Genomic DNA, 22,714 nt, shown 5'->3' with positions numbered 1-22,714 from the left:
GTCTGTCTTTTTATGAATTGAATGCGGTTCTACGTGCCGCTTTTGCGGGCCATGGCCCGGGCGATGGCCGCACCGAGGAGCGGCAGGCCAACGGTCATCACGATCATCACCGTGCCCAGCGCGTTGATCTCGGGGCTGATCGAGTTTCTCAGCATGGCGAAGATCTGCGTCGGCACGGTTTCCACCCCTCCGGGTTTCCAGAACAGGGTGCCGGTGATGTCGTCAAAGCTGATGGTGAAGGCGAACAATCCCCCCGCCAGAACGGCGGGCATCATCAGCGGCAGGGTGATCTGGAAGAAGGTCTGCACCGGCGAGGCGCCAAGGCTCATCGCGGCCTCTTCGACGTCGCGCTTGATCGACACAAGCCGCGCCTGCACCACCAGGATCACGAAAGGCAGCGTGAAGATCACATGCCCCGCCAAGAGCAGGCCAAAACTCTTGTTCACGCCGAGGAAGTTCAGGAACAACAAGAGCGCGACAGCCAGCACCACCTCGGGCACCAGGATCGGCGCGATCAGCAGCGTCGAGATCGCATTGGCCCCCGGCACCCGGTAGCGCACCAGGGCAAGGCTTGCCAGAACCCCCAGCGTGGTCGAGATCAGCGCGGTCAGCAGACCCAGAATGATCGAGGTGCGAAAGGCGCGCAGGATCGCCTCGTTGCCAGCCAGTTCGACGAACCAGCGGAAGGAAAAACCGGTCATCGGGAAATTGCCGAACTGGCTGGCATTGAAGCTCAAGAGCACCACGACGGCCACCGGCAGGAACATGAAGATATAGACGAGAACCGCCCAGCCACGGATCAGGGTCCAGCCCATGTTGAAACGACCCTCCATCAGCCCAGCCCCTTCATCAGCTGGGCCATGCCCAGATAGCGGTTGTAGATCATCACCAAGGCACCCAGCACCGCCAGAAGCATCAGTGACAGGGCCGATCCCAGGGGCCAGTTCAGCTGGGTGATGATGGCCTCAAAGACCAGGTTGGCGAACATCGCATCGCGCGGCCCGCCCAGAACCAGCGGGGTGATATAGGTCCCGGCGCCAAGCACGAAGCACAGAAGGCCACCTGCCGCCAGGCCGGGCAGCGACAGCGGCAGCGTCACCTGAAGAAAGGCCTGCCAGCGGGTCGCGCCCAGCGAATTGGCGGCATCTTCCAGGTTGGTATCGATGCCATCAAGGCTGACAAAGATATTGAGGATCATGAAGGGCAGCAGGAAATGCACCAGACCCAGGATCACCGTGACCTCATTATAAAGCATCTGGATCGGCTCAGTGATGATGCCCAGCGCCAGCAGCACAGAGTTGATGGCCCCTGAAACGCCAAGGATGTTGATCCAGCTCATCGTGCGGATGATGTAGCTGATCCAGAAGGGCAGCATCAGCAACAGGAGAAGCACCGCCTTGTTGCCCTGCGAGCGGGCAATGAAATAGGCCGACGGATAGCCCATCAAGGCGCAGGCGACGGTGGTGATCGCGGCAATGCGCAGGGTGCTGATCAGGATGTCCCGATAGAAGGGATCGCTCAGCGCCTCTTGCCAGTTATCAAGGTGAAAGCCTGCCACATCGGCGCCGGTCGCGGTGCGCAGCCAGAAACTATAGACCAGGATGAACAGCAGCGGGACGAACAGCAGCAGCGTCACCGCGCTCAAGGCTGGGAACAGCAGGATCCAAGGCTGACGCGCCTCTCGTTTTTCGACGGACATGGTCTTTCCCTGATGATGCCCGTGATGCCCGGGCTTGACGCGACCATGCAAAACCTGCCCAGTATAGATCAAATAGATAATCAAAATTGTGAATATAGATAGGATCTATGGCGATGAGCGACTCCCGCTTTGCCCCCGACCGCATCGCCCGCGAGCTGGACTGGAACCTCTTGCGCACCTTCGTGGTGCTGGCCGAAAGCCATTCGATCACCGAGGCGGCGCAGCAGTTGCGGCTGAAGCAGCCTTCGGTCTCGGCGGCATTGAAGAAGCTGGAAGAGCGGATCGGGCGCAAGCTCATTGACCGCTCGCCCGGCCACTATCAACTGACCGATGCCGGGCGGCTTCTTTATCGCGAAGCGCTTGATATCAATGGATCAATCCTGCGCCTCTCGACCCTGATGCGGGAGCTCACGGACGAGGTGCAGGGCCATGTCAAAATCGTTGTCGCCAGCCATGTGGCCTGCCCGCTGTTCGACGAGGTGCTGGCCGACTTTCACAGCCATCACCCCAAGGCGACCCTGTCGATCGACGTGCGCACCAGCGCGGCTGCCATCGCCGAGGTCGCCGCCAAACGCGCCTCATTCGCTGTATGCCTGGTGCGCGACCATAACCCCAAGCTGGAATACCGGCGCCTCTATCGCGAGTTTTTTGGGCTGTTCTGCGGGCCGCGCCACCCTCTGTTCGGACGCAAGGATCTGGAAGTTGCCGATCTTGCCGGCCACAGCTCGGTCAGTTTTGAGACCGACCGCCTGCATGATGTGCTGAAACCGGTCACCGTGATGCGGGCGCAGGCAGAGCTGGGTGACAAGGTCACGGGTCTCTCCAGCCACCTGGAAGAGGTGCACCGGATGATTCTCGCCGGGGTCGGCATTGGCCCCCTGCCCGTTCACGTGGCGGCGCGGGATGTGCGCGACGGCTTGTTGTGGCAGGTGCCACCCTACGACGACCTGCCCGGCATCGACGTGCATGTGGTCTGGAACCGCCATGCCGCCAAGAACCGCGCCGAAGAGTTGTTGATCGACGGGCTGCTGGACGCCATCGAGGCAACCCCGATCGAAGACCGCACCTATCGCTGAGCCGCGGTGGCGGGATGGGTGGCAGCCGGGGTGGCGGGCGGTCAGGAAAACTTGCGAAACAGCCGGGTCATGTCAAAAAGCTCGTCCAGCCGCTCATAGCGTTCGCGGGTTTCATCCCAACCCTCCTCCTGGGTGGCGGCAATCATCGCCTCCAGCAGCATCATGGTCGAGATATTCGAATCCCAGGCCGAGGGGATCTCGACCCAGCAGTTGAAGGTATGCTGCGCGACCGAGGTGATCGGGCTGGCCCATTGATCGGTGATCAGGATGATCTTCACGCCCCGCTCCGCCGCCAGTTCCGCCAGACGCTGCAGGTTGGTTTCATAGCGGCGCACATCGAACATCAGCAATGTGTCGCCCGCCTCCATATCCAGCACATAATGCGGCCAGGTGGCCGAGGACGACGTCATATGGGTCACCCGTTGGCGGATCGCCTGGAAATGGGTGAAGGCATAATCGGCCAGCGCCCGCGTGATGCGCCCTCCCACCACGAAAAGCCGCCCTTCGGTATTGGCCAGTTGCTGCACCGCCAGGTCGAACTGTTCGTAATCGAGGTTGGAAAAGGTCTGGCCCAGGTTATCCGTCACCGCCTGTGCAAATCGGTTCAGCAGATGCCCCTCCGGCGCCTCGGCGGCCCAGTTTTCCCGTCGCTTGGTGGGGCCGGAAACCTGTGCCTCCAGCTCTTTCAGCAGGGCCTGATGGAACTGTGGATAGCCCTTGAACCCCAGCTTCTGCACCATCCGTGCCACCGTCGGCGTCGAAACATCCGCATTCGCCGCCACGATGGTGATCGAGGCCAGACCCGCCGCCGGATAGTTTTCCAGCAGCGAATTGGCGAACTTGCGTTCGGACTGGGTCAATGCGGAATAATGTTCGCGGATCAGCTCGCGCACGCTGGGAGCGGGTTTGGACAAGAGCGATCACCTCCAGAACGGGTCGGTCAAAAAACGGGCAGTCGCGGCACCTTATACGCGATGACGCGGAGGCGCAGGTAAAACTTCGCTGGAAGGATATTGACAGAATTATCACTCCATGAAAACATTTTTCCAAACTTGGGGAGTGCAGCATGTCACCGAGCGATTCCAACGCTCAAGAAGAAGCCGTGGAAGTCTTCAACGCCGATGGCGCGGGAGAGGTCGTGATCCTGTGCGAACACGCCAGCCACCATATACCTGAGCGCTACCAGGGACTTGGTCTGGCCGAGACGGATCGCACCAGCCATGCGGCCTGGGATCCGGGCGCGCGGGCGGTATCATTGGCGCTGGCAAAGGCGCTGGATGCGCCGATGGTCGCCAGCCGGATTTCGCGACTGGTTTACGACTGCAACCGCCCGCCCGAGGCGCCCTCTGCCATGCCGGAGCAATCCGAAGTGATCGCGATTCCGGGCAATGTCGGCCTGTCGCCTGACGCCCGAGAGGAACGCGTGCAATCGGTCTATACGCCCTTCTGCACCGCAGTGAGCCAGCTTCTGGCCGCGCGCAAGGCCGCCGGGCGTGACACCCTGCTGATCACCATGCACAGCTTCACCCCGGTCTATTTCGGCGCCCCGCGCGCGGTAGAGATCGGTATCCTGCATGACAGTGATAGCCGCCTCGCGGACGCCATGCTGGCCGAAGCCCAGCGCCTGCCCCACCGCAGGATCGCCCGCAACGATCCCTACGGCCCCGAAGATGGCGTCACCCACTCCCTTCAGCTGCACGGGATCAAACACGGTCTGGCCAATGTGATGATCGAGGTACGCAACGATCTGCTGCGCAACGCCGAAGACGAGGCGCGGATGGCCGAGGAACTCCTGACCCTGCTGCGCCCGGCTTTGGCGGCACTGCAGACCGAAAGGCAGGCTGATGCCTAGTTTCATGCTCCGCTATATCCGCATCATCGATGCGATGAACCGCTTCATTGGCCGCTTTGCCATGTACCTGATCTTTGCCCTGATCGGCGTGCTGCTGTGGTCTTCGGTATCCAAAACCTTCTTCAACCCCTCGCTCTGGACGCTGGAAACCGCGCAATTCGTGATGGTCGCCTACTACGTTCTGGGCGGGCCCTATTCGATCCAGATGGGATCGAACGTGCGGATGGACCTGTTCTATGGTGGCTGGAGCACACGGACCAAGGCCTGGGTCGATGGCTTCACCGTTCTGTTCCTGATGGTCTACCTCGGGATCCTGCTTTACGGCGCGGTCAGTTCCACCGCCTATAGCCTTGGCTATTTCGGGATGGAGCCCTTTGCCTTTTTCGGAGACCTGATCTGGACGTTGATCAGCGAAGGGCCCGCGGCAGCGGGAGAGAAGATCGGTTACCTTGAGCGCAGCTCCACCGCCTGGCGACCCTTCCTGTGGCCGGTGAAATTCATCCTCTGCTTCGGTGTCCTTCTGATGCTGCTGCAATGCCTTGCCGAATTGTTCCGGGATATCGGACGCCTGCGCGGAGTGGACCTCTGATGCCCTATGAAATGATCGCCCTCGTGATGTTTGCCGGCATGATGCTGATGCTGATGACCGGCCAACGCGTGTTTGGCGCCATCGGATTTGTCGGCGCGGTTGCGGGGCTGCTGCTCTGGGGCACCGGCGGGGTGGAGATCCCCTTCTCCGCAGCCATGAAGCTGATGAAATGGTATCCGCTGCTGACCCTGCCAATGTTCATCTTCATGGGGTACGTGCTGTCGGAATCCAAGATCGCCGACGACCTGTACCGAATGTTCCACGTCTGGATGGGACCGGTGAAGGGCGGGCTGGCCATTGGCACCATCGGTTTGATGGTGCTGGTTTCCGCCATGAACGGTCTGTCCGTCGCAGGCATGGCCATCGGCGCCACCATCGCCCTGCCGGAACTTCTGCGCCGTGGCTATGACAAGATCCTGGTGACGGGCACCATCCAGGCGGGGTCCTCGCTTGGGATCCTGGTGCCGCCCTCGGTGGTGCTGGTGCTTTACGCGATGATCGCGCGCCAGCCGGTCGGGCAGCTGTGGCTGGCGGGTGTGATCCCCGGCCTGCTGATGGCCACCATGTTCATCGTCTACATCTACATCCGCGCCCGCATGCAGCCGGATCTTGGCCCCGCCATGACGCCCGAGGATCTGGCCGAATACGACCGCGTCAGCGACCATCCGCTACGCCTCAATCACATCGTTCTGGCCGCCCTGGTGGTGATCCCGCTGGTGGTGAAACTTGGCTTCGTGGCGCCGAAATCCGCGATCGGCCTGGCCCTGGGCGCCGCCGCACTGTCCTTCGTGACCCGCAAGATTCCGATGTTCTACACGGACCTGTTCCTGAAAGAGAAATACCGGCTCTTGTTCTCGGGCGTGCTGCCGCTGGCGATCTTTGCCGCGATGATGATCCCCTTCGTCAACGGCTGGACCTCGCTGGTGGAAAGCTCGGCCATTGGCGCGATGACCGCCTTTATCGCCGCCGTCCTGAAGGGCCGCATGAACAAGGAGGTCTTCGAGACCTCCGTGCGTTCAACCCTTGGCATCTCCTGCATGTTCATGTGGATCATCCTCGCCGCACTTGGCTTTGGCGCGATCTTTGACGGCCTTGGCGCCGTGAAGGCGATCGAGGATCTGTTCACCACGCAGCTGGGCCTTAGCCCTTGGATGATCCTGATCCTGATGCAGCTGAGCTTCATCGTGATGGGCACCTTCCTCGATGACACCGCGATGCTGGTGATCGTCGCGCCGCTTTACGTGCCGCTGGTCGGCGCGCTGGGTTTCGATCTGATCTGGTACGGGGTGCTTTACACCATCACCACCCAGATCGCCTATATGACGCCGCCCTTTGGCTACAACCTCTTCCTGATGCGCGCCATGGCGCCGCCCGAAATCGGGCTGAAGGACATCTACGTCTCCATCATCCCCTTCGTGGCGGTGATGGTGGTGGCGCTGACGCTTGTGATGCTGTTCCCGCAGATCGCCCTGTGGCTGCCGGAACTGGTCTACGGAAAATAATCAACAAGAGCCCCGGTCGGGGGCCCTATTTCAACAAGGAGAGAAGTGATGACAACAAGACGTAAGTTTCTGACCACCGCCGGTGTTGGCGCCATGGCCGCCCCGCTGGCCACCCCCGCGCTGGCTTCGGGTACCATCAAGTGGCGCATGCAGACCTATGCCGGTGCTGCGCTCGCCGAACATGTGGTGAAGCCCGCCATCGACATGTTCAACAAGATCGCAGGCGACCGCATGCAGATCGAACTGTTCTATGCCGACCAGCTGGTCCCCACCGGCGAATTGTTCCGCGCCATGCAGCGCGGCACCATCGACGCGGTGCAGTCCGATGACGACTCCATGGCATCGCCCACCGAAGTCACTGTCTTTGGCGGCTACTTCCCCTTCGCCTCGCGCTACAGCCTCGACGTGCCGGTTCTGTTCAACCAGTACGGCCTGAACGAGATCTGGGACGAGGAATACTCCAAGGTCGGCGTCAAGCATATCTCGGCCGGCGCATGGGATCCCTGCCACTTTGCCACCAAGGACCCGATCAACAGCCTCGCGGACCTGAAAGGCAAGCGCGTCTTCACCTTCCCGACGGCCGGCCGCTTCCTGGCTCAGTTCGGCGTGGTGCCGGTCACCCTGCCCTGGGAAGACATCGAGGTCGCCGTGCAGACCGGCGAACTGGACGGTATCGCATGGTCCGGTATCACCGAGGACTACACCGTTGGCTGGGCCGATGTGACCAACTACTTCCTGACCAACAACATCTCGGGCGCATGGGCGGGCAGCTTCTTTGCCAACCAGGGCCGCTGGAACGAGCTGCCGGAAGACCTGCAGACCCTGTTCCGCGTCTGCTGTGACCAGTCGCACTACTATCGTCAGTGGTGGTACTGGGGTGGCGAAGCCTCCCTGCGTGTCAACGGCACCAAGATGCAGCTGACCTCGATCCCCGATGCCGAATGGCAGCAGGTCGAAGACGCCGCCGTCAAGTTCTGGGACGAGATCGCAGCGGAAAGCCCGACCAAGGCCCGCGTTGTCGAGATCTTCAAGAAATATAACGCCGATATGACCAAGGCAGGCCGCCCCTACCGTTACGGCTGATCGGTCCCCATAGTAACATTGCATCCGGCCCTCGAATCGTCTTTGCGGGCCGGATGTCTGGAACCAAGATTTTGCCCGCAGGCGCCAACCCGACATAGGCTTGGCCCCGCGGGCCGCAACCTAAAAGGGCCCCCTCATGCTCTCCTTCGACACGCTCAAATCCCAGGTGGCCGACGGCACCGTCGACACCGTTCTTGTGTGCCTTGTGGACATGCAGGGACGGCTGATGGGCAAACGGTTTCACGCCAAGCATTTCGTGAACAGCGCCTGGGAAGAAACCCATTGCTGCAACTACCTTCTGGCCACCGATCTGGAGATGGCAACGCCCGATGGCTATGCCTCCACCAGCTGGGAAAACGGCTATGGCGACTATGTGATGAAGCCGGATCTGTCCACGCTGCGCCCGATGCCCTGGCTGGACGGCACCGTGATGGTCCTTTGCGATATCCTGGATCACCACACCCATAAGGAAATTCCCCATTCCCCTCGCGCGATCCTGAAGAAGCAGATCAAGCGCCTGGCCGAATTGGGCTATGACGCGATGATGGCGACCGAGCTGGAATTCTTCCTGTTCGAGAAAAGCTTTGGCGAGATCGCCAAGTCGGGCTTCCGGGATCTCACGCCGATTTCGGCCTATAACGAAGACTACCATATCCTGCAGACCACCAAGGAAGAACACGTGATGCGCCCGCTACGCAATCACCTGTGGGATGCGGGCATTCCGGTCGAGAACACCAAGGGCGAGGCCGAAGCCGGCCAGGAAGAGCTGAACATCAAGTACGATCATGCTCTGAACACCGCCGATTACCACACCATCGCCAAACACGCGGTGAAGGAAATCGCCTGGCAGCAGGGCCATGCCGCGACCTTCCTGCCGAAATGGCACCAGGACAGGGTCGGCTCGTCTTCGCACGTGCACCAGTCGCTGTGGAAGGACGGCAAGCCCGCCTTCTATGACGAAAGCGATCCCCTGGGGATGAGCCAGCTGATGAAACACTACATGGCCGGAATGCTGAAATATGCGCCCGACTACATGTATTTCCTGGCCCCCTACATCAACAGCTACAAGCGCTTCATGAAGGGCACCTTTGCCCCCACCCGGATCATCTGGTCGGTGGACAACCGCACCGCCGGCTTCCGCCTCTGTGGCGATGGCACCAAGGCGGTGCGCGTCGAATGCCGCGTCGGCGGCTCGGACATCAACCCCTATCTGGCCATGGCCGCGCAGCTGGCCGCAGGCATTGCAGGCATCGAGGAACAGCTGGAGCTGGCCCCGGCCGCCAAGGGCGACGTCTACCAGGGTGACACCGGCATGCTGCCCGGCAACCTGCGCGACTCCCGCGAGACGCTGAAGGGATCCGAAATGCTGCGCAAAGCCTTCGGTGACGAGGTGGTGGACCACTATGTACGCGCCGCCGAGGTGGAGATCGAAGACTTCGAGCGCGTCGTGACCGACTACGAGATCGCACGCGGATTTGAACGGGCCTGATCTTGCCCGTTCCCGGAATGACTGACACGGGCGGACCAACATTCTGCCCGCAAACATAAGAGGATGGCATGAGCCAGACACTGACATGTATCTCTCCGATCGACGGATCGACCTTTGCCACGCGCGAGACCCTGTCGCGCGATGACGCCTTTGCCGCCGCCAGCCGCGCGCGCGACGCGCAAGCCGCCTGGGCCGCGCGCCCCCTGGCTGAGCGGATCGACCTGGTGATGGCTGGTGTCGCCAAGGTTGGCGAGATGAACGACGAGATCGTCCCCGAACTGGCCCATATGATGGGGCGCCCGGTGCGCTATGGCGGCGAATTCGGCGGCTTCAACGAGCGCGCCTCCTACATGGCCGAGATCGCCAAGGACTCGCTGGCCGATATCGAGGTGGGCGAGGACGCGACCTTCAAGCGCTACATCAAGCGCGTGCCCCATGGCGTGGTCTTTGTCGTGGCGCCCTGGAACTACCCTTACATGACCGCGATCAACACCGTGGCCCCGGCCCTGATCGCGGGCAATACCGTGGTGCTGAAACATGCAACCCAAACCCTGCTGGTGGGTGAGCGCATGGCGGCGGCCTTCCATGCCGCGGGCGTGCCCGAAGATGTGTTCCAGAACGTCTTCCTCGATCACGACACCACATCCGAACTGATCGCGCGCCGGGCCTTCAACTTCGTCAACTTCACCGGCTCGGTCGGCGGCGGTCAGGCGATGGAGCGCGCAGCGGCCGGCACTTTCACCGGCGTCGGCACGGAACTCGGCGGCAAGGATCCGGGCTACGTCATGGAAGACGCGGACGTTGACGCGGCTGTCGAAACACTGATCGACGGCGCCATGTTCAACTCGGGCCAGTGCTGCTGCGGGATCGAGCGGATCTACGTGCATGAAAGCGTCTATGATGCCTTCCTCGCCAAGGCGGTGGAAATCGTGAAGGGCTACAAGCTGGGCAATCCCCTTGATGCCGAAACCACCATCGGCCCGATGGCCAATGCGCGCTTTGCCAAGGAAGTGCGCGACCAGATCGCCGAGGCGCTGGAGATGGGCGCAGTCGCCCATATCGACACCTTCGCCGAGGATGACGGCGGGGCTTACCTGACGCCGCAGATCCTGACCAATGTCAGCCACGAGATGCGCGTGATGCGCGACGAAAGCTTCGGTCCCGTGGTTGGCATCATGAAGGTCTCCTCGGACGCCGAGGCCATCGCGCTGATGAACGACAGCGATTTCGGCCTGACCGCCTCGCTCTGGACCAAGGATGTGGAACGCGCGCAGGCCGTGGGCGATCAGATCGAGACGGGTACCGTCTTCATGAACCGCGCCGACTATCTGGATCCGGGCCTGTGCTGGACCGGTTGCAAGAACACCGGACGTGGCGGCGGCCTGTCAGTGATCGGCTATCAGAACCTCACCCGCCCGAAATCCTATCACCTGAAAAAGGTGACGGGCTGACCATGACAACCCTTTCCTCCCTCACACCAAAGGGCGGCGTCCGCCCGGGTGGGTGCGAATGCGCCCGCCATGGGGGCGGGCGGGCGCAGCCCGGGCCACAAGCGCCCCGGGCCATTTATCTCGAAAGGTAGCAACATGTCTCTCGTTGGAAACTGGTCCTATCCGACCGCAATCAAGTTCGGCGCTGGCCGGATCAAGGAACTCGCCGCAGCCTGCGCCCAGGCCGGCATCAAGAAACCGCTTCTAGTCACCGACAAGGGCCTGGCAAACCTGCCCGTGACCCAGGGCACGCTCGACATCATGGAGGCCGCAGGCCTTGGTCGTGGCATGTTTTCCGAGGTCGACCCCAACCCCAATGAAAAGAACCTCGAGGCGGGCGTTGAAGCCTACAAGGCAGGCGGCCATGACGGTGTGATCGCCTTTGGCGGCGGCTCTGGCCTTGATCTGGGCAAGATGGTCGCCTTCATGGCCGGTCAGACCCGCCCGGTCTGGGATTTCGAGGATATTGGCGACTGGTGGACCCGCGCCGATGCCGATGCCATCGCACCGATCATCGCCGTGCCGACCACCGCGGGCACCGGTTCCGAAGTGGGTCGCGCCTCGGTCATCACCGATTCCGTCACCCATCAGAAGAAGATCATCTTCCACCCGAAGGTTCTGCCCACCGTGGTGATCTGCGATCCCGAGCTGACCGTGGGCATGCCGAAGTTCATCACCGCAGGCACCGGGCTTGATGCCTTTGCCCATTGCGTCGAAGCGTTTTCCAGCCCGCATTACCACCCGATGAGCCAGGGTATCGCGCTGGAAGGCATGCGGCTGGTCAAGGACTATCTGCCCCGTGCCTATGCCGATGGCACCGATATCGAGGCCCGCGCGCAGATGATGTCCGCTGCCGCCATGGGCGCCACCGCGTTCCAGAAGGGTCTTGGCGCCATCCACGCCATGAGCCACCCGATCGGCGCGGTCTTCAACACCCACCACGGCACCACAAACGCGGTCTGCATGCCTGCGGTTCTGGACTTCAACGCCCCCGTGATCGCCGACCGGTTCAACCAGGCGGCGGCTTATCTGGGCATCGAAGGCGGTTTCGATGGTTTCCGGTCTTACGTGCAGGAACTGAACGACAGCCTTGGCATCCCGCGCAAACTGTCGGACCTGGGTGTCACCGATGCCTCGATCCCGGAACTGGTCAAGGGCGCGATCATCGACCCCTCCTGCGGCGGCAACCCGATCGAGCTGACCGAAGCCAACCTGACCGAGCTGTTCCAGGCGGCGCTGTAACGCCTGGCAGTTTAATAGGAAAAGGCGCCTCCACATTGCTTCGTGGAGGCGCCTTTTCTGTTTGCCCGAGCCCTCTATTCCTTGCCGATCCGGCGCATATCCACGAACAGAGACTGCAGGGTATAGACCAGAATGGCCGCCCCGATGGCGCCACCGACGGCGACGCCAAGCAAGACCACCACATCGATGGGTCCACCAATGTCGGACAGGCCGGAATTCGTCATCACCATGACGAACCAGACCCCAAGCACCGCGCCCAGGGGCATGGACAATTGCGCCACTAGGAACTTGCGCCAGCTGATCGCCCGGTCGCGGATCAGAACATAGAGATAGGCAACGGTCAGCCCCGCCGCCGCAACAACCATGGCCCAGAACAGGCCCCGGCCAAAGATCTCTTCGAAGACAGCAATGAGAGTGCCGAATGTCAGGTCCTTCATGTCTTCTCCCTCCTCAGGCTCGGCCACGCAGCATGGCGTTATAGGTGGCCTTCAGCGCCACTTCCTTCATCAGCCAGCTGATCCACAATTCCTCCAGCGGAGCGATGATCCCCGGGAAGGACGGCACAAGGTCGTTGTTGTAATCAAACTCGATCAGCATGGCGCGGCCGACCTGGGTGATCATCGGGCAGGAGGTATAGCCGTTGTAGGTCTCACTCGCGTCGCGCCCCTCGATGGCGGCGATCAACCCGTCCTCGACCACTGGCACCTGCCATTTGACGCTGGCCGCGGTCTTGCCCTTGGGCACGCCCGCCACATCGCCCAGCGCCCAGATCTCCGGGTAGCGCAGATGTTGCAGCGTGGCCTTGTCACATTCGACCCAGCCCTGGTCGGTCCATTTGTCGGCCCAGCTGAGGCCGGACTGACGGATCACCTCCGGGGCGCGCTGGGGCGGGATCACGTGGATATAGTCATAGTCCATCTCCACTTCGCCCTCAGCAGTGGCAAGGCGCGCGCGTTTGGCGCCTGCATCGATGGATTTCAGCGTGTGCTTCATATGGCTTGCGATGCCGCGGTCCCCGAACAGCATGCGCACCTTTTCGGCCACGATCGGCACCCCGAACAGTGCCCCCTGCGGCGCGGCATAATGCACGTCTATCTTGCCGCCATTTCCCGCGCGTTTGGCGATATCGTCGATCAGGAAGGTATGTTTCAGCGGCGCGCCTGCGCATTTCATCTCGGTCTCGGGGCGGGTGAACAGGCCGACGCCGCCCTCTTCGGTGAATTTCGAGGCCGCCTGCCAGGTTTTGGCCGCATATTCGGGCCCGGCATAGAGCGCGCCGATCCCGTTCTGCCCGACCATATCCAAAGCAAAGCCCTCAATGGCGTCATGGTCCAAGATCAGCCCCGGCGCCACCACCAGGAAATCATAGGCCAAGGTCTGACCGCTGTCCGTTGCGACGGTCTTGGCCACGGGGTCGATGGCCGCTGCCCGCTCCGCGATCAGTTTGACACCACTGGGCAGCCAATCGGTGGTCAGGCTGGTCACGTAATTCGCGGGCTTCAGCCCTGCCGCCACCAGCGACAGACCGGGCTGGTAAAGATGCTCGACCCGCGGATCCAGCAGGGTGATCTCTGCCCCGTCAAGCCTGCGCACCAGACGGTTGGCCAAAGCCGTACCGCCCGCCCCGGCACCGATGATGACGATGCGCGCCTTGGTGGCAGTCTGTGCCGTCCCCTCTTGCGGCAGCGCCAAAGTGGCAGCGGCGGCGCCGCCAGCGGCAAGCCCGAAAAACTGCCGACGCGTGGCGTTCAGCTTTGTCATGACGTCCTCCTCAGGAATTCTGGCATTCCGACACAAACATATCTTGAATTCGGAATGTCTTGTTTGATGCATGTCAAACGCACCAAAAGGATCTGCCCGCCCGCGTTCTGACGCAGACGGGCGAGCGCGGCAGCGTCAGTAGGATGCAATCCGCGCGTTGGGGGCGATCATCGCGGCGGCCATGGCCTTGGGCTTGGCAACCGTCACTCCATCAAGCAGCACCGAGGCATCCGCGCCCTTGCCCGGCAGGTAGATCGCGCAGACCTCCACCTTGGCGCCCGGCAGGGTGGCAATCTTGCGCATCAGGCCCTGCGGGCTCATCTCGCGCGGCGGCTGCGGCGCGGTTGCGCTTTCGGGTGCGTCCTTTAGGGCGATATCCGCCGCCGGGCCACACAAGAGAATATGCGGCGCCACGCCCTGCTGTGCTGCCTGCATGGCCAGCACCATCGCCATAAGCTGCGTCTGCGGCTCTGGCGCAGTCAGAACCGTCACCAAGGTCTCCGGGGCCTGTTGCGCCAGGGCCGGACCGGTCAGCGACAGGGCCGCCAGGGCTGCGATTGCGACTTTCTTCATCACCTTCTCCTTTTCAATAGGTCTGTGGTCGTTTCATTCGGGCTGACAGATTTCACCGCGGGCGATGGCCAGGCCCGTGCGCCAGACCAACCCGGTCACGATGGCGCAAAGCAGGGCCAGCAATACGTAGCCGCCAACCTCGTGCCCGGCGCTGCCAGAGAGGGCGCCAAAGCGGAAACTCGCGATGGTCAGCGCCGCCATCGGAAAGCTGAGCGCCCACCAGGACAGGGCGAAAGGAAGGCCGCGCAGCTTGGCCACCTGCGTCGCAGCCAGGGCAAAGAAGACAAGCGCCGCGCCAAATAGAAAGCGGGCGAAACCATCCAGCACACCGCCGTTCAACTGCAGCCAGGCCAGGAAGCCGACAGCCGGAGGCGCGATCAGGATCGCCAGAGTCGGCACCATGCGCCCCGGCAAGGGATCGTGGAACATCAGACGGTTCATCACCAGGACCAGCAGCACCAGCCAGAAGATCATACCGGCGGAAAAGAACAGCCAGGAGGTCTCGACAAACCCCAGGGCGACACCGGCGACAGGCGCCACCACATTACCCACCGCCGGGATGAACCAGGCGGGCGAAATGTGAATGGTCTGAAAGCTGCGCTGGCCGATCCAGTTCGACAGGACCGCCAGGGTCAATGCCCCCTGCGCCAGCGCTCCGACCAGCCAGACGATGCGGGCAAGCTCCGGCAAGACCGGGCGCAGGGCGGTTGCGATCAGCAAAAGCGAGATCGACATGGCCGGGAAGAAGGCCAGCTTCACCGGATGCTGCCATTCGGCGGCAACCGCTGCCGGGTGGCGCAGCGCCTTGAGCGTGTAGACGAAAGCCAGCACCGCAAAGGCCACAACGGCCAACCCCAGGACCACAAGGCTGATGCCATCAAAACCGGCCGTATGTAGGGCCAGGGTCACCCCCGACAAGCCCATGACGGAGGCAAAGAACGGCACCGGGAAATGCGCAAGCCGGGGGTCTTCTGCCTGTTGCGGTGTTTGTGGTTCCGTGCTCATCGGGTCCTCCTGTCTTGGATGTTTCGGAGCGGGGCGCGCCGCTTGGGGATCTGCCGCCGCCGCGCTCACTATAGCGAGGATCGGCCGCGTTTCAGTGCTTGTGCTCGCCCACCGGGCAGTCACCCTCGTCGGCAAGGCAGGCATCGGCGCGCAACTCCAGCCACATGGCGTTCAGAACCGCAAAGAGCGCCGCCAGCGGAAGGCCAAGAAGCCAGGCAAAATACCACATGTTTTCAATTCCTTCAGTAAAGCGTATCTGCGTTTTCAGTCACATGCGCCTCGGTCACCTTGCCCCAGAGCACCCGGTAGACCCAGGCGGTGTAGGCCAGGATCAGCGGCATGAAGATCGCCGTCACCACCAGCATGATGAACAGTGTCTGATGCGAGCTGGAGGCATCCCAGACGGTGAGCGAACTGTTCGGGTCCACCGTCGAGGGCAGGATGAAGGGGAACATGGTCAGCCCGACCGAGGCGATCACCCCGGTGATCCCCAGCTTGGACCACAGGAGGGTGGACACCTCGCCGCGCCCTTTCAACCCGCGCACCGCCAGGGCGATGCCGACAAAGCCCATGATCGGGGCAATCGCGATCCAGGGCCGCACGGCATAGGCCGTGAGCCAGCTGCCGCCACGTGCAACCTCTGAATAAAGCGGATTGGACGGGCCGTTGGGCAGGACCTCACCGACCAGGGCAAAACCGTCGATGCCGACAGCCAGCCACAGCCCGGCCAGCGCATAGCCTGCGGCGGCAACCAGGCCTGCAACCACACCGATACGGCGGGCGCGGGCGGCAATCGCGCCTTCGGTCTTCACCGTCAACCAGGCCGCACCATGCATCAGCAGCATGGAGAAGGACACCACACCGGCGAGGAGGGCGAAAGGCCGCAGCAGGCCAAGGAATTTGCCATAGTAGCTGCCGTCATACATCGGCATCAGGTCGGGCGTCAGATGGAAGGGCACCCCCAGAAGCACATTGCCCACCGCAACGCCGAACAGGAGCGCGGGAACCGCTCCGCCTGCAAACAGCGCCCAGTCCCAGAGCGCGCGCCATCTGGCGCCTTCCCGTTTGGAGCGATACTTGAAGGCCACAGGGCGCACGATGAAGGCGGCCAGCACCACGAACATCGCCAGGTAGAACCCCGAAAAGGACACCGCATATAGCGGCGGCCAGGCGGCAAAGATCGCACCGCCTCCAAGGATGAACCAGACCTGGTTGCCTTCCCAGACCGGACCCACGGTATTGATGACGACGCGGCGCTCCACATCGGTTTTAGCAACGAAGGGCAGCAAGGCTCCCACGCCCATGTCGAACCCGTCGGTCAGGGCAAAGCCGATCAGAAGCACCCCAAGCAGCGCCCACCAGATGACACGCAGGATATCGAAATCGATCAATTCATAGAGGATCATATCGGTTACTCCGCAGGGGTTGCAGATGAGGCGGCAAGACCCGGTTGCTGTTGCAGGCGCGCCTCGTGCCGCTGTTGCCAGGCGTCGGTCTCTTCCACGTCCTGGAACGGGCCTTTGCGGATGTATTTCACCATCAAGCTCACCTCGATCACGAAGAGCACCGTGTAGAAGATCACGAAACCGGCCAATGTGATGAGAAGATCCGCAATGCTGAGATGCGAGGCCGAGAGCGCCGTGGGCAGCACCCCGTCCACCGTCCAGGGTTGGCGCCCGAATTCGGCCACGAACCAGCCCAGTTCGGCCGCGATCCACGGGGTCGGGATGATCGCCACCGCCGCATACAGCGACCAGCGCGGGAACTGCATGTTGCGGAAAGAGGCCCGGTAGAAGAAATAGCCCATCACCGCGATAAAGCTGAAGCCCAGCGCCACCATGATGCGAAAGGCCCAGAACAGCGGGAAGACGCCGGGAATGGTATCCTCGGCCGCCATGGCGATCTGTTCCTCACTGGCCTCGCGCGGGTCGTCGACATAGCGCTTCAACAGATAGGCAAAGCCCAGATCGGCCGAGTTCTGCTCGAAGATGAACCGCGCTTCGGCGGGCACATTGCCGCGCTCTTCGCGGATGGTCATCAGCGCATCATAGGCAATGATGCCACGGCGGATCTTCTCTTCGGCCTCAAGGACCAGATCGTTGATGCCGGGGATTTCCTCGGTCAGGCTGCGGGTGCCGATCAGCCCCATGGCCCAGGGGATATGTAGCGCATAATGCGTTTCGCGCGCCTCCTGGTCGGGCAAGCCCACCAGGGTAAAGGAGGCAGGCGCGGGCTCGGTCTCCCACATGGCTTCGATCGCGGCCAGTTTCATCTTCTGGGTATGGCTGGCGGAATATCCCGATTCATCGCCCAGCACGACAACAGACAGCGCCGCCGCAAGGCCAAAGGAAGAAGCCACTGCAATGGAGCGCCGGGCCAGGTCCTTGTGCCGCCCCTGGATCAGATAGAGCGCCGATACGCCCAGCACAAAAACCGCAGCGGTCACGTAGCCTGCCGATACCGTATGCACGAATTTGGCCTGGGCCACCTCGTTGAACACCACGTCGAAGAAGGAGGTCATCTCCATCCGCATGGTGTCGGGATTGAATTCAGCCCCCACCGGGTTCTGCATCCAGCCATTGGCAATCAGGATCCACAACGCCGAGAAATTCGACCCGATGGCCACCAGCCAGGCCACCACCATATGCTGCACCTTCGACAGCTTGTCCCAGCCAAAGAAGAACAGCCCGACAAAGGTGGCCTCCAGGAAGAAGGCCATCAGACCTTCAATCGCCAGCGGCGCACCGAAGATGTCGCCCACATAGTGGCTGTAGTAGCTCCAGTTCATGCCGAACTGAAATTCCATGGTGATGCCCGTGGCGACACCCAGAACGAAGTTGATGCCAAACAGCGTACCCCAGAATTTGGTCATCTGACGCCAGATGGGGCGGTTCGTCATCACATAGACCGTCTCCATGATTGCCACGAGGATCGACAGACCCAGTGTCAAGGGCACGAAGAGGAAGTGATACATGGCCGTCATCGCAAACTGCAGGCGCGACAGCTCGACCAGTCCGATCTCCATGGGATGTTTCCTTTCGGTTCGTTTTCCATATTTTAGATGCGGATTTAAACCGGTTATATTCCGAATCCAAGATGTGAAATTGATCTGGGTCAATTTCCCCATCTGGAATGCAGATTTTATCGCCGCTACAGCACATCACCCCGGCAGGGACCGGTCAGGAGGATCGCAGCTTGCAGATACGGTCGGCGCTTTCGATCTCGGCCTTACGATGCGCGGCGATCAGGATGGCGGCCTCCGGGCAGGCGCGCCGGATCCCCAGCATCACGGCGCGGGCCATCTCATCGTCCAGCCCTTCGGTTGGCTCATCCAACAGCAAAAGCCGCGGCTGGCGCAGGATCGCCCGGGCCAGAACCAGCCTGCGCGCCTCGCCACCGGACAGGCCCGCGCCGCGAAAGCCAAGCCAGGTCTGCAGACCTGCGCGCTGGCGCAGGGTGTCGGCAAGGCACGTATCCTCCAGTGCCTGCCACAGTGTCTCGTCATCGGCATCGGGCGCGGCAAGCCTGAGGTTCTCGGCAATGCTGCCTGTGATCAGAGCATGGCGTTGCGGCACCAGGACCGTGTCACGGGTCACATCGCCAAGCGGCAGATCCGCAGGGGCCTGCCCACCGTAGAGCAACCGGCCCGCCGTCGGGCGCAGCGCCCCTGCCGCCAACAACAGGACCGTGCTTTTGCCGCTGCCACTGGGACCGGTCAGAACAAGGGTCTCTCCCGGTCCGACAGAGAAAGACAAGGGAGCAAAGATCGGCGTGCCTCGTGCCAGGGTCACGGCGTCAAAGACAAGATCCCCCGCCCGGTCACCGGTCAGAAGCCCGCCGACCTCATCATCCGGGTCCAGTTCTTCCCCCAAGGCCGGCAGCACCCGACGCGCCGCATGGGTCATGCGCCCGATCTCGGCCAGGGCGCGGCGCACGGGCGCGACCGCCTCGCCCAGGGCCAGCGCCACGAATAGGGCGATGGCGGCACTGGCGACGGTAATGTCTCCGCTTTGCACCAGAAAGATCCCAAGCCCGAGGGTTGCTGCGGTGATCCCGCCACCCATCAGATCCAGCCAGGCCCCGGCCCGACGTTCGACACGGTCCAGGCTTTGGCGGGCACGGGTATGGCGTTCAAAGGCATGGTTCACCGTCCGGGCCGTGCGCTGTAACTGACCATAGACCGTCAGATCGTCCCGCCCGGAAATCAGGTCGATCAATCGGCTGCGCCCGGCCTGCAAGGCGGCCTCTGCCTGCCGCGCCGGACCACGGGCCAACCGCTGGCCGATGAAGAACACGGCGGTTGGCAGGATCAGGTAACCGCCACCGATGACCAGCGCGACGCTGGGATGGACCAGAACCCACAAAATCACCGTGGCCCCCAGGATGGAGATGCTACCCGCCAGCACCGGCAGCACCAGGCGCAGCAAGGCGCCATCCAGCGCATCGGTATCGGCGGTAATCCGGTTCAGCTCGGTATTGGCCCGCAGCCGTTCGATCTGGCGATGGGGCGCCTGCGACAGGCCGATCAGCAAGCGCAGCCGCAAGCCCGACAGCGCCCGCAGGGTGGCATCATGGGTCAAAACCCGCTCCCCATAGCGCGCTGCGGTGCGCCCCAGGGCCAGAAAACGCACCATGGCTGACGGCACAAAGACGTTGAACAGAATGCCAAGCCCCGCCATCCCCGCCGCCGCCGAAGCGATGATGAACCAACCCGACAGCCCCAGCAGCGCGGTGCCCATCGCCAGTACGGCCACGGACAGCGCCAAGCCACGCCAAAGCGCAGCGCGTTCATCCCGCACCACCATCAGGATCAGGCGGAAAAGAGCGCTCATGCTGCACCCGTTGTCGGCTGCAGGACGATTTGCCGGGACATGCGCCGTGCCAAGGCCGGATCATGGGTCGCGATGACCAGCGTGCCACCGGGTTTGGCGAATTGCATCAGCCCATCGATCACATCTGCGGCGGTTACTGCGTCCAGATCGGCAGTGGGTTCATCCGCCAATAGAACCTGCGGCGCCCCATTGAGCGCACGCGCCAGGGTCACACGCCGCGCCTCGCCCCCCGATAGCCCCGCGCCGCGCTCTCCAAGCAAGGTCAGATCCCCGCGTGGCAACCGATCCAGGACCTGCGACAGCTGTGCCTGGGCCACCGCATCCCCATTGAGCCGCGCGCCAAACCCCAGATTGTACCGCAGGCTTCTGTTCAGGAAATGCGGCGCCTGGGGCATCCAACCAATCATGGCCCGCCAGCGATCCGCCAGATCATCGTCCAACGGGGCGCCGTCCAGGGTGATCCGGCCGTGGTCCGGGCATTCCAAACCAGCCAAGAGCCGCAGAATGGTACTCTTTCCCGCGCCGCTCTGTCCCAGCAGTGCAACCGTGTCCCCGGGCAGGATCTGGAAGTCCGGAAAGATAACCCCATGGTGGGCCACAGCCTCAAACCGCACCACCGGCATCCCCGGTAACGGCGACACCGCCTTCCCTGTGCCCATGCGTTTGCCACGCGGCTCGACCCGCCAATCCTCCAGTTCCTTCAGCACCGCCTCGGCCGCGGCCCGATCATGCCAGGCCGCCGCCAGATCGCGCAGCGGCTGAAAGAACTCCGGCGCCAGAAGCAGCAGATAGACGCCTGCGACCGGGCTGAGATCCCGGCCCCAGCCGCCCCAGTCCAATTCCCCCAGCAGGGAAAACCCGACCCAGATCGCCACCATGGCAACGCCCAGAGCAGAGAACAGCTCCAGCACGGTTGAAGACAGAAAGGCTATGCGCAATACGGCCATGGTCCGTTGCCTGAGGCTGTCACTCGCGTCAGCAAAATCCGCAATCACCACCGGTCCAGCGCCGATCAGGCGCAGATCGCCCAAGGCGCTCAGGCGATCCACCAGGAGGTCGCTCAACGCGCCGACCTCGCCCATCTGGCGCGCACTCGCCTCCTTCGCGGCCCAGCCCACCAGCGCCATGAACATTGGGATCAGCGGCCCCGCGAATAACAGAACCAAAGCCACCGCCCAGCTGTGCCAGGCTGAAATGGCCAGGATCAGCAGCGGCACAACGGTGCTGCGCAGGCGCGCGGGCCGGTAGCGCATCAGATAGGGGCGCAGGGCTTCCAGTTTCTCGCCCATCATGGCCGCCAATGCCCCGGCGCCTCCAAGCCCAGACTGTGTTGCCGCCAGAGTCTCTGCTTCCACGACCTCGGCACGCACTTGCGCAATTCGGGCATCGGCCGCCGCCGACAATATCCGTTGTGCCCAAGCCTCACCCGCAGTGCGCAGACCCCAAAGGGCGAAGAAAACCGCAACCGTGGGGAACAGGGCCACCTGTTCCGGCGCGGTCAGCAAAGTACCAAAGGTCCAGGCGATGATCGCGGCAGCCAGCAGCCACAACAGCGCCGCCAGCACCGACAACCAGGCCCCCATCACCTCCGCTTTGACAAATCGAAACCCCTCGCCGCGCACGATGAACCCTCTATAATCAGCATTTCTGATGGGGATTTAATACCTCAGGCGTTCGACTGTTTTGATCTGGCGCAAGGATATGTGGTATTTTTCCTGCAAGAATGCTGAGGCCCATTGAGGACTGCCATGAGACTGACAACCCGAACCAACCTGGCCGCACGCATTCTGATGACCTGCGCCGGGACGACCGACCACCTGCTGAAAACCGCAGATATCGCCAAGCTGTGCAATTCCTCGACCAACCACACGGCCCATGTGGTCCAGCGGCTGCAGGCCGAAGGTTATGTCAGCACCCTACGCGGGCGCGCCGGGGGGATCCGCCTGGCCCGCCGCCCGGATCAGATCTCCATCGGCGAGATGTTCCGGCTGTTCGAAGGCGAGATCCCCATTGCGGAGTGTTTCGACCCCGAGACCAACGGCTGTCCGCTCACAACGGCTTGCCGCCTGCGCAGCTATATTCAAAAGGCGCTTGATGCCTTCTATCACGAGTTGGACATGGTCACCCTGCACGATCTGGTTCAGGGCAACTGCGGACTGACTCATCTTCTGGCGATGCATCCCGCAAACGGGACGGCCTGTTCGCCGCCGCAGTAGCGCCTGAGCCCTCCCCTTTGACGGGGCCACAGGTTCGCCATGCCTTCCACCTTGACCACTCCTGATATCCGGTCAGAAATCTTGGCAACCGTGCGCGGGCTGATCGGGCGTGTGGTGGTGGGTCATGAGAGCGGCCAGGTCACCCTAGCTCTCGAAGGAGCGTTGGCGTCCATGCTTGACTTGTCCCGGAACGCAGGAAGCCGCCCTTGGGCGGCTTGTTCTTGTGTATTGGTTGCGGGAGCAGGATTTGAACCTGCGACCTTCAGGTTATGAGCCTGACGAGCTACCTGGCTGCTCCATCCCGC

Annotated in this window: 21 protein-coding genes; 9 read left to right on the top strand and 12 right to left on the bottom strand. The window is 62.5% G+C overall.

The window, feature by feature from the left end; all coding sequences use genetic code 11:
- Window positions 1–29 precede the first annotated feature (29 nt).
- Entirely contained in the window at window positions 30–815 is a 786-nt protein-coding gene (locus tag PXK01_RS20480) for an ABC transporter permease (RefSeq protein WP_342455890.1), read from the bottom strand.
- A gap of 17 nt (window positions 816–832) precedes the next feature.
- A complete protein-coding gene (locus PXK01_RS20475) occupies window positions 833–1,699 on the bottom strand; it encodes an ABC transporter permease (protein ID WP_274849578.1) in 867 nt (288 codons plus the stop codon).
- Window positions 1,700–1,812: 113 nt separating this feature from the next.
- Here PXK01_RS20475 and PXK01_RS20470 point away from each other — a divergent pair, with 113 nt between their 5' ends.
- Window positions 1,813–2,775 (top strand): LysR family transcriptional regulator, encoded by a 963-nt coding sequence (locus PXK01_RS20470; RefSeq protein WP_274861559.1) that lies wholly within the window; start codon window positions 1,813–1,815, stop codon window positions 2,773–2,775.
- Window positions 2,776–2,816: 41 nt separating this feature from the next.
- On the opposite strand, the gene PXK01_RS20465 is transcribed toward PXK01_RS20470, so the two are convergent.
- Complete coding sequence (locus PXK01_RS20465) at window positions 2,817–3,689, bottom strand: MurR/RpiR family transcriptional regulator (RefSeq protein ID WP_274849580.1); 873 nt, start codon at window positions 3,687–3,689, stop codon at window positions 2,817–2,819.
- A gap of 152 nt (window positions 3,690–3,841) precedes the next feature.
- Between PXK01_RS20465 and PXK01_RS20460 the strand changes: the two genes are divergently transcribed.
- From PXK01_RS20460 to PXK01_RS20430, 7 genes are all read left to right on the top strand, one after another.
- Window positions 3,842–4,627 carry an N-formylglutamate amidohydrolase gene (locus tag PXK01_RS20460; RefSeq protein ID WP_274861557.1) on the top strand — a complete coding sequence of 262 codons (786 nt, stop codon included), beginning with the start codon at window positions 3,842–3,844 and terminating at the stop codon, window positions 4,625–4,627.
- A 4-nt stretch (window positions 4,628–4,631) separates the two neighbouring features.
- Entirely contained in the window at window positions 4,632–5,216 is a 585-nt protein-coding gene (locus PXK01_RS20455) for a TRAP transporter small permease subunit (RefSeq protein WP_446728468.1), read from the top strand.
- A complete protein-coding gene (locus tag PXK01_RS20450; protein WP_274861554.1) occupies window positions 5,216–6,718 on the top strand; it encodes a TRAP transporter large permease in 1,503 nt (500 codons plus the stop codon). The genes PXK01_RS20455 and PXK01_RS20450 overlap by 1 nt, the downstream gene beginning before the upstream one ends.
- A 48-nt stretch (window positions 6,719–6,766) precedes the next feature.
- Complete coding sequence (locus PXK01_RS20445; protein WP_274849584.1) at window positions 6,767–7,801, top strand: TRAP transporter substrate-binding protein; 1,035 nt, start codon at window positions 6,767–6,769, stop codon at window positions 7,799–7,801.
- Between the two features lie 136 nt (window positions 7,802–7,937).
- Complete coding sequence (locus PXK01_RS20440) at window positions 7,938–9,290, top strand: glutamine synthetase family protein (protein WP_274849585.1); 1,353 nt, start codon at window positions 7,938–7,940, stop codon at window positions 9,288–9,290.
- Between the two features lie 68 nt (window positions 9,291–9,358).
- Window positions 9,359–10,741 (top strand): aldehyde dehydrogenase family protein, encoded by a 1,383-nt coding sequence (locus PXK01_RS20435; protein ID WP_274849586.1) that lies wholly within the window; start codon window positions 9,359–9,361, stop codon window positions 10,739–10,741.
- Between the two features lie 135 nt (window positions 10,742–10,876).
- The gene (locus PXK01_RS20430; protein ID WP_274861553.1) at window positions 10,877–12,022 is read left to right on the top strand and encodes an iron-containing alcohol dehydrogenase; all 1,146 of its coding nucleotides are present in this window, start codon (window positions 10,877–10,879) and stop codon (window positions 12,020–12,022) included.
- Between the two features lie 74 nt (window positions 12,023–12,096).
- On the opposite strand, the gene PXK01_RS20425 is transcribed toward PXK01_RS20430, so the two are convergent.
- The 9 genes from PXK01_RS20425 to PXK01_RS20385 form a co-directional block, all read right to left on the bottom strand.
- Window positions 12,097–12,459, bottom strand: a complete 363-nt coding sequence (locus PXK01_RS20425) for a DUF5368 domain-containing protein (RefSeq protein WP_274849588.1) — start codon at window positions 12,457–12,459, stop codon at window positions 12,097–12,099.
- A gap of 13 nt (window positions 12,460–12,472) precedes the next feature.
- Complete coding sequence (locus PXK01_RS20420) at window positions 12,473–13,783, bottom strand: NAD(P)/FAD-dependent oxidoreductase (RefSeq protein ID WP_274861552.1); 1,311 nt, start codon at window positions 13,781–13,783, stop codon at window positions 12,473–12,475.
- Between the two features lie 135 nt (window positions 13,784–13,918).
- Complete coding sequence (locus tag PXK01_RS20415) at window positions 13,919–14,356, bottom strand: hypothetical protein (protein WP_274861551.1); 438 nt, start codon at window positions 14,354–14,356, stop codon at window positions 13,919–13,921.
- Window positions 14,357–14,389: 33 nt separating this feature from the next.
- Window positions 14,390–15,361, bottom strand: a complete 972-nt coding sequence (locus PXK01_RS20410) for an SLAC1 anion channel family protein (RefSeq protein ID WP_274861549.1) — start codon at window positions 15,359–15,361, stop codon at window positions 14,390–14,392.
- 91 nt (window positions 15,362–15,452) lie between these two features.
- Window positions 15,453–15,590, bottom strand: a complete 138-nt coding sequence (gene cydX / locus PXK01_RS20405; protein WP_274861547.1) for a cytochrome bd-I oxidase subunit CydX — start codon at window positions 15,588–15,590, stop codon at window positions 15,453–15,455.
- 13 nt (window positions 15,591–15,603) lie between these two features.
- Window positions 15,604–16,767 (bottom strand): cytochrome d ubiquinol oxidase subunit II, encoded by a 1,164-nt coding sequence (cydB, locus tag PXK01_RS20400; protein ID WP_274861545.1) that lies wholly within the window; start codon window positions 16,765–16,767, stop codon window positions 15,604–15,606.
- Window positions 16,768–16,772: 5 nt separating this feature from the next.
- On the bottom strand, window positions 16,773–18,386 hold the full coding sequence (locus PXK01_RS20395) for a cytochrome ubiquinol oxidase subunit I (protein ID WP_274861544.1): 1,614 nt from the start codon (window positions 18,384–18,386) through the stop codon (window positions 16,773–16,775).
- Between the two features lie 154 nt (window positions 18,387–18,540).
- Window positions 18,541–20,193, bottom strand: a complete 1,653-nt coding sequence (locus PXK01_RS20390; protein ID WP_274861543.1) for an amino acid ABC transporter ATP-binding/permease protein — start codon at window positions 20,191–20,193, stop codon at window positions 18,541–18,543.
- Window positions 20,190–21,776, bottom strand: a complete 1,587-nt coding sequence (locus tag PXK01_RS20385) for an ABC transporter ATP-binding protein/permease (protein ID WP_274861542.1) — start codon at window positions 21,774–21,776, stop codon at window positions 20,190–20,192. Before PXK01_RS20385 ends, PXK01_RS20390 begins: the two co-directional genes overlap by 4 nt.
- A 165-nt stretch (window positions 21,777–21,941) precedes the next feature.
- Between PXK01_RS20385 and PXK01_RS20380 the strand changes: the two genes are divergently transcribed.
- Window positions 21,942–22,409, top strand: coding sequence for an RrF2 family transcriptional regulator (locus PXK01_RS20380; protein ID WP_274849597.1), 468 nt, complete (start codon window positions 21,942–21,944; stop codon window positions 22,407–22,409).
- Window positions 22,410–22,714 lie beyond the last annotated feature (305 nt).

Source organism: Phaeobacter sp. PT47_59 (assembly GCF_028890025.1).
In the GTDB taxonomy this organism is placed as follows: domain Bacteria; phylum Pseudomonadota; class Alphaproteobacteria; order Rhodobacterales; family Rhodobacteraceae; genus Phycobacter.
This window is presented reverse-complemented; position numbering and strand designations above follow the sequence as displayed.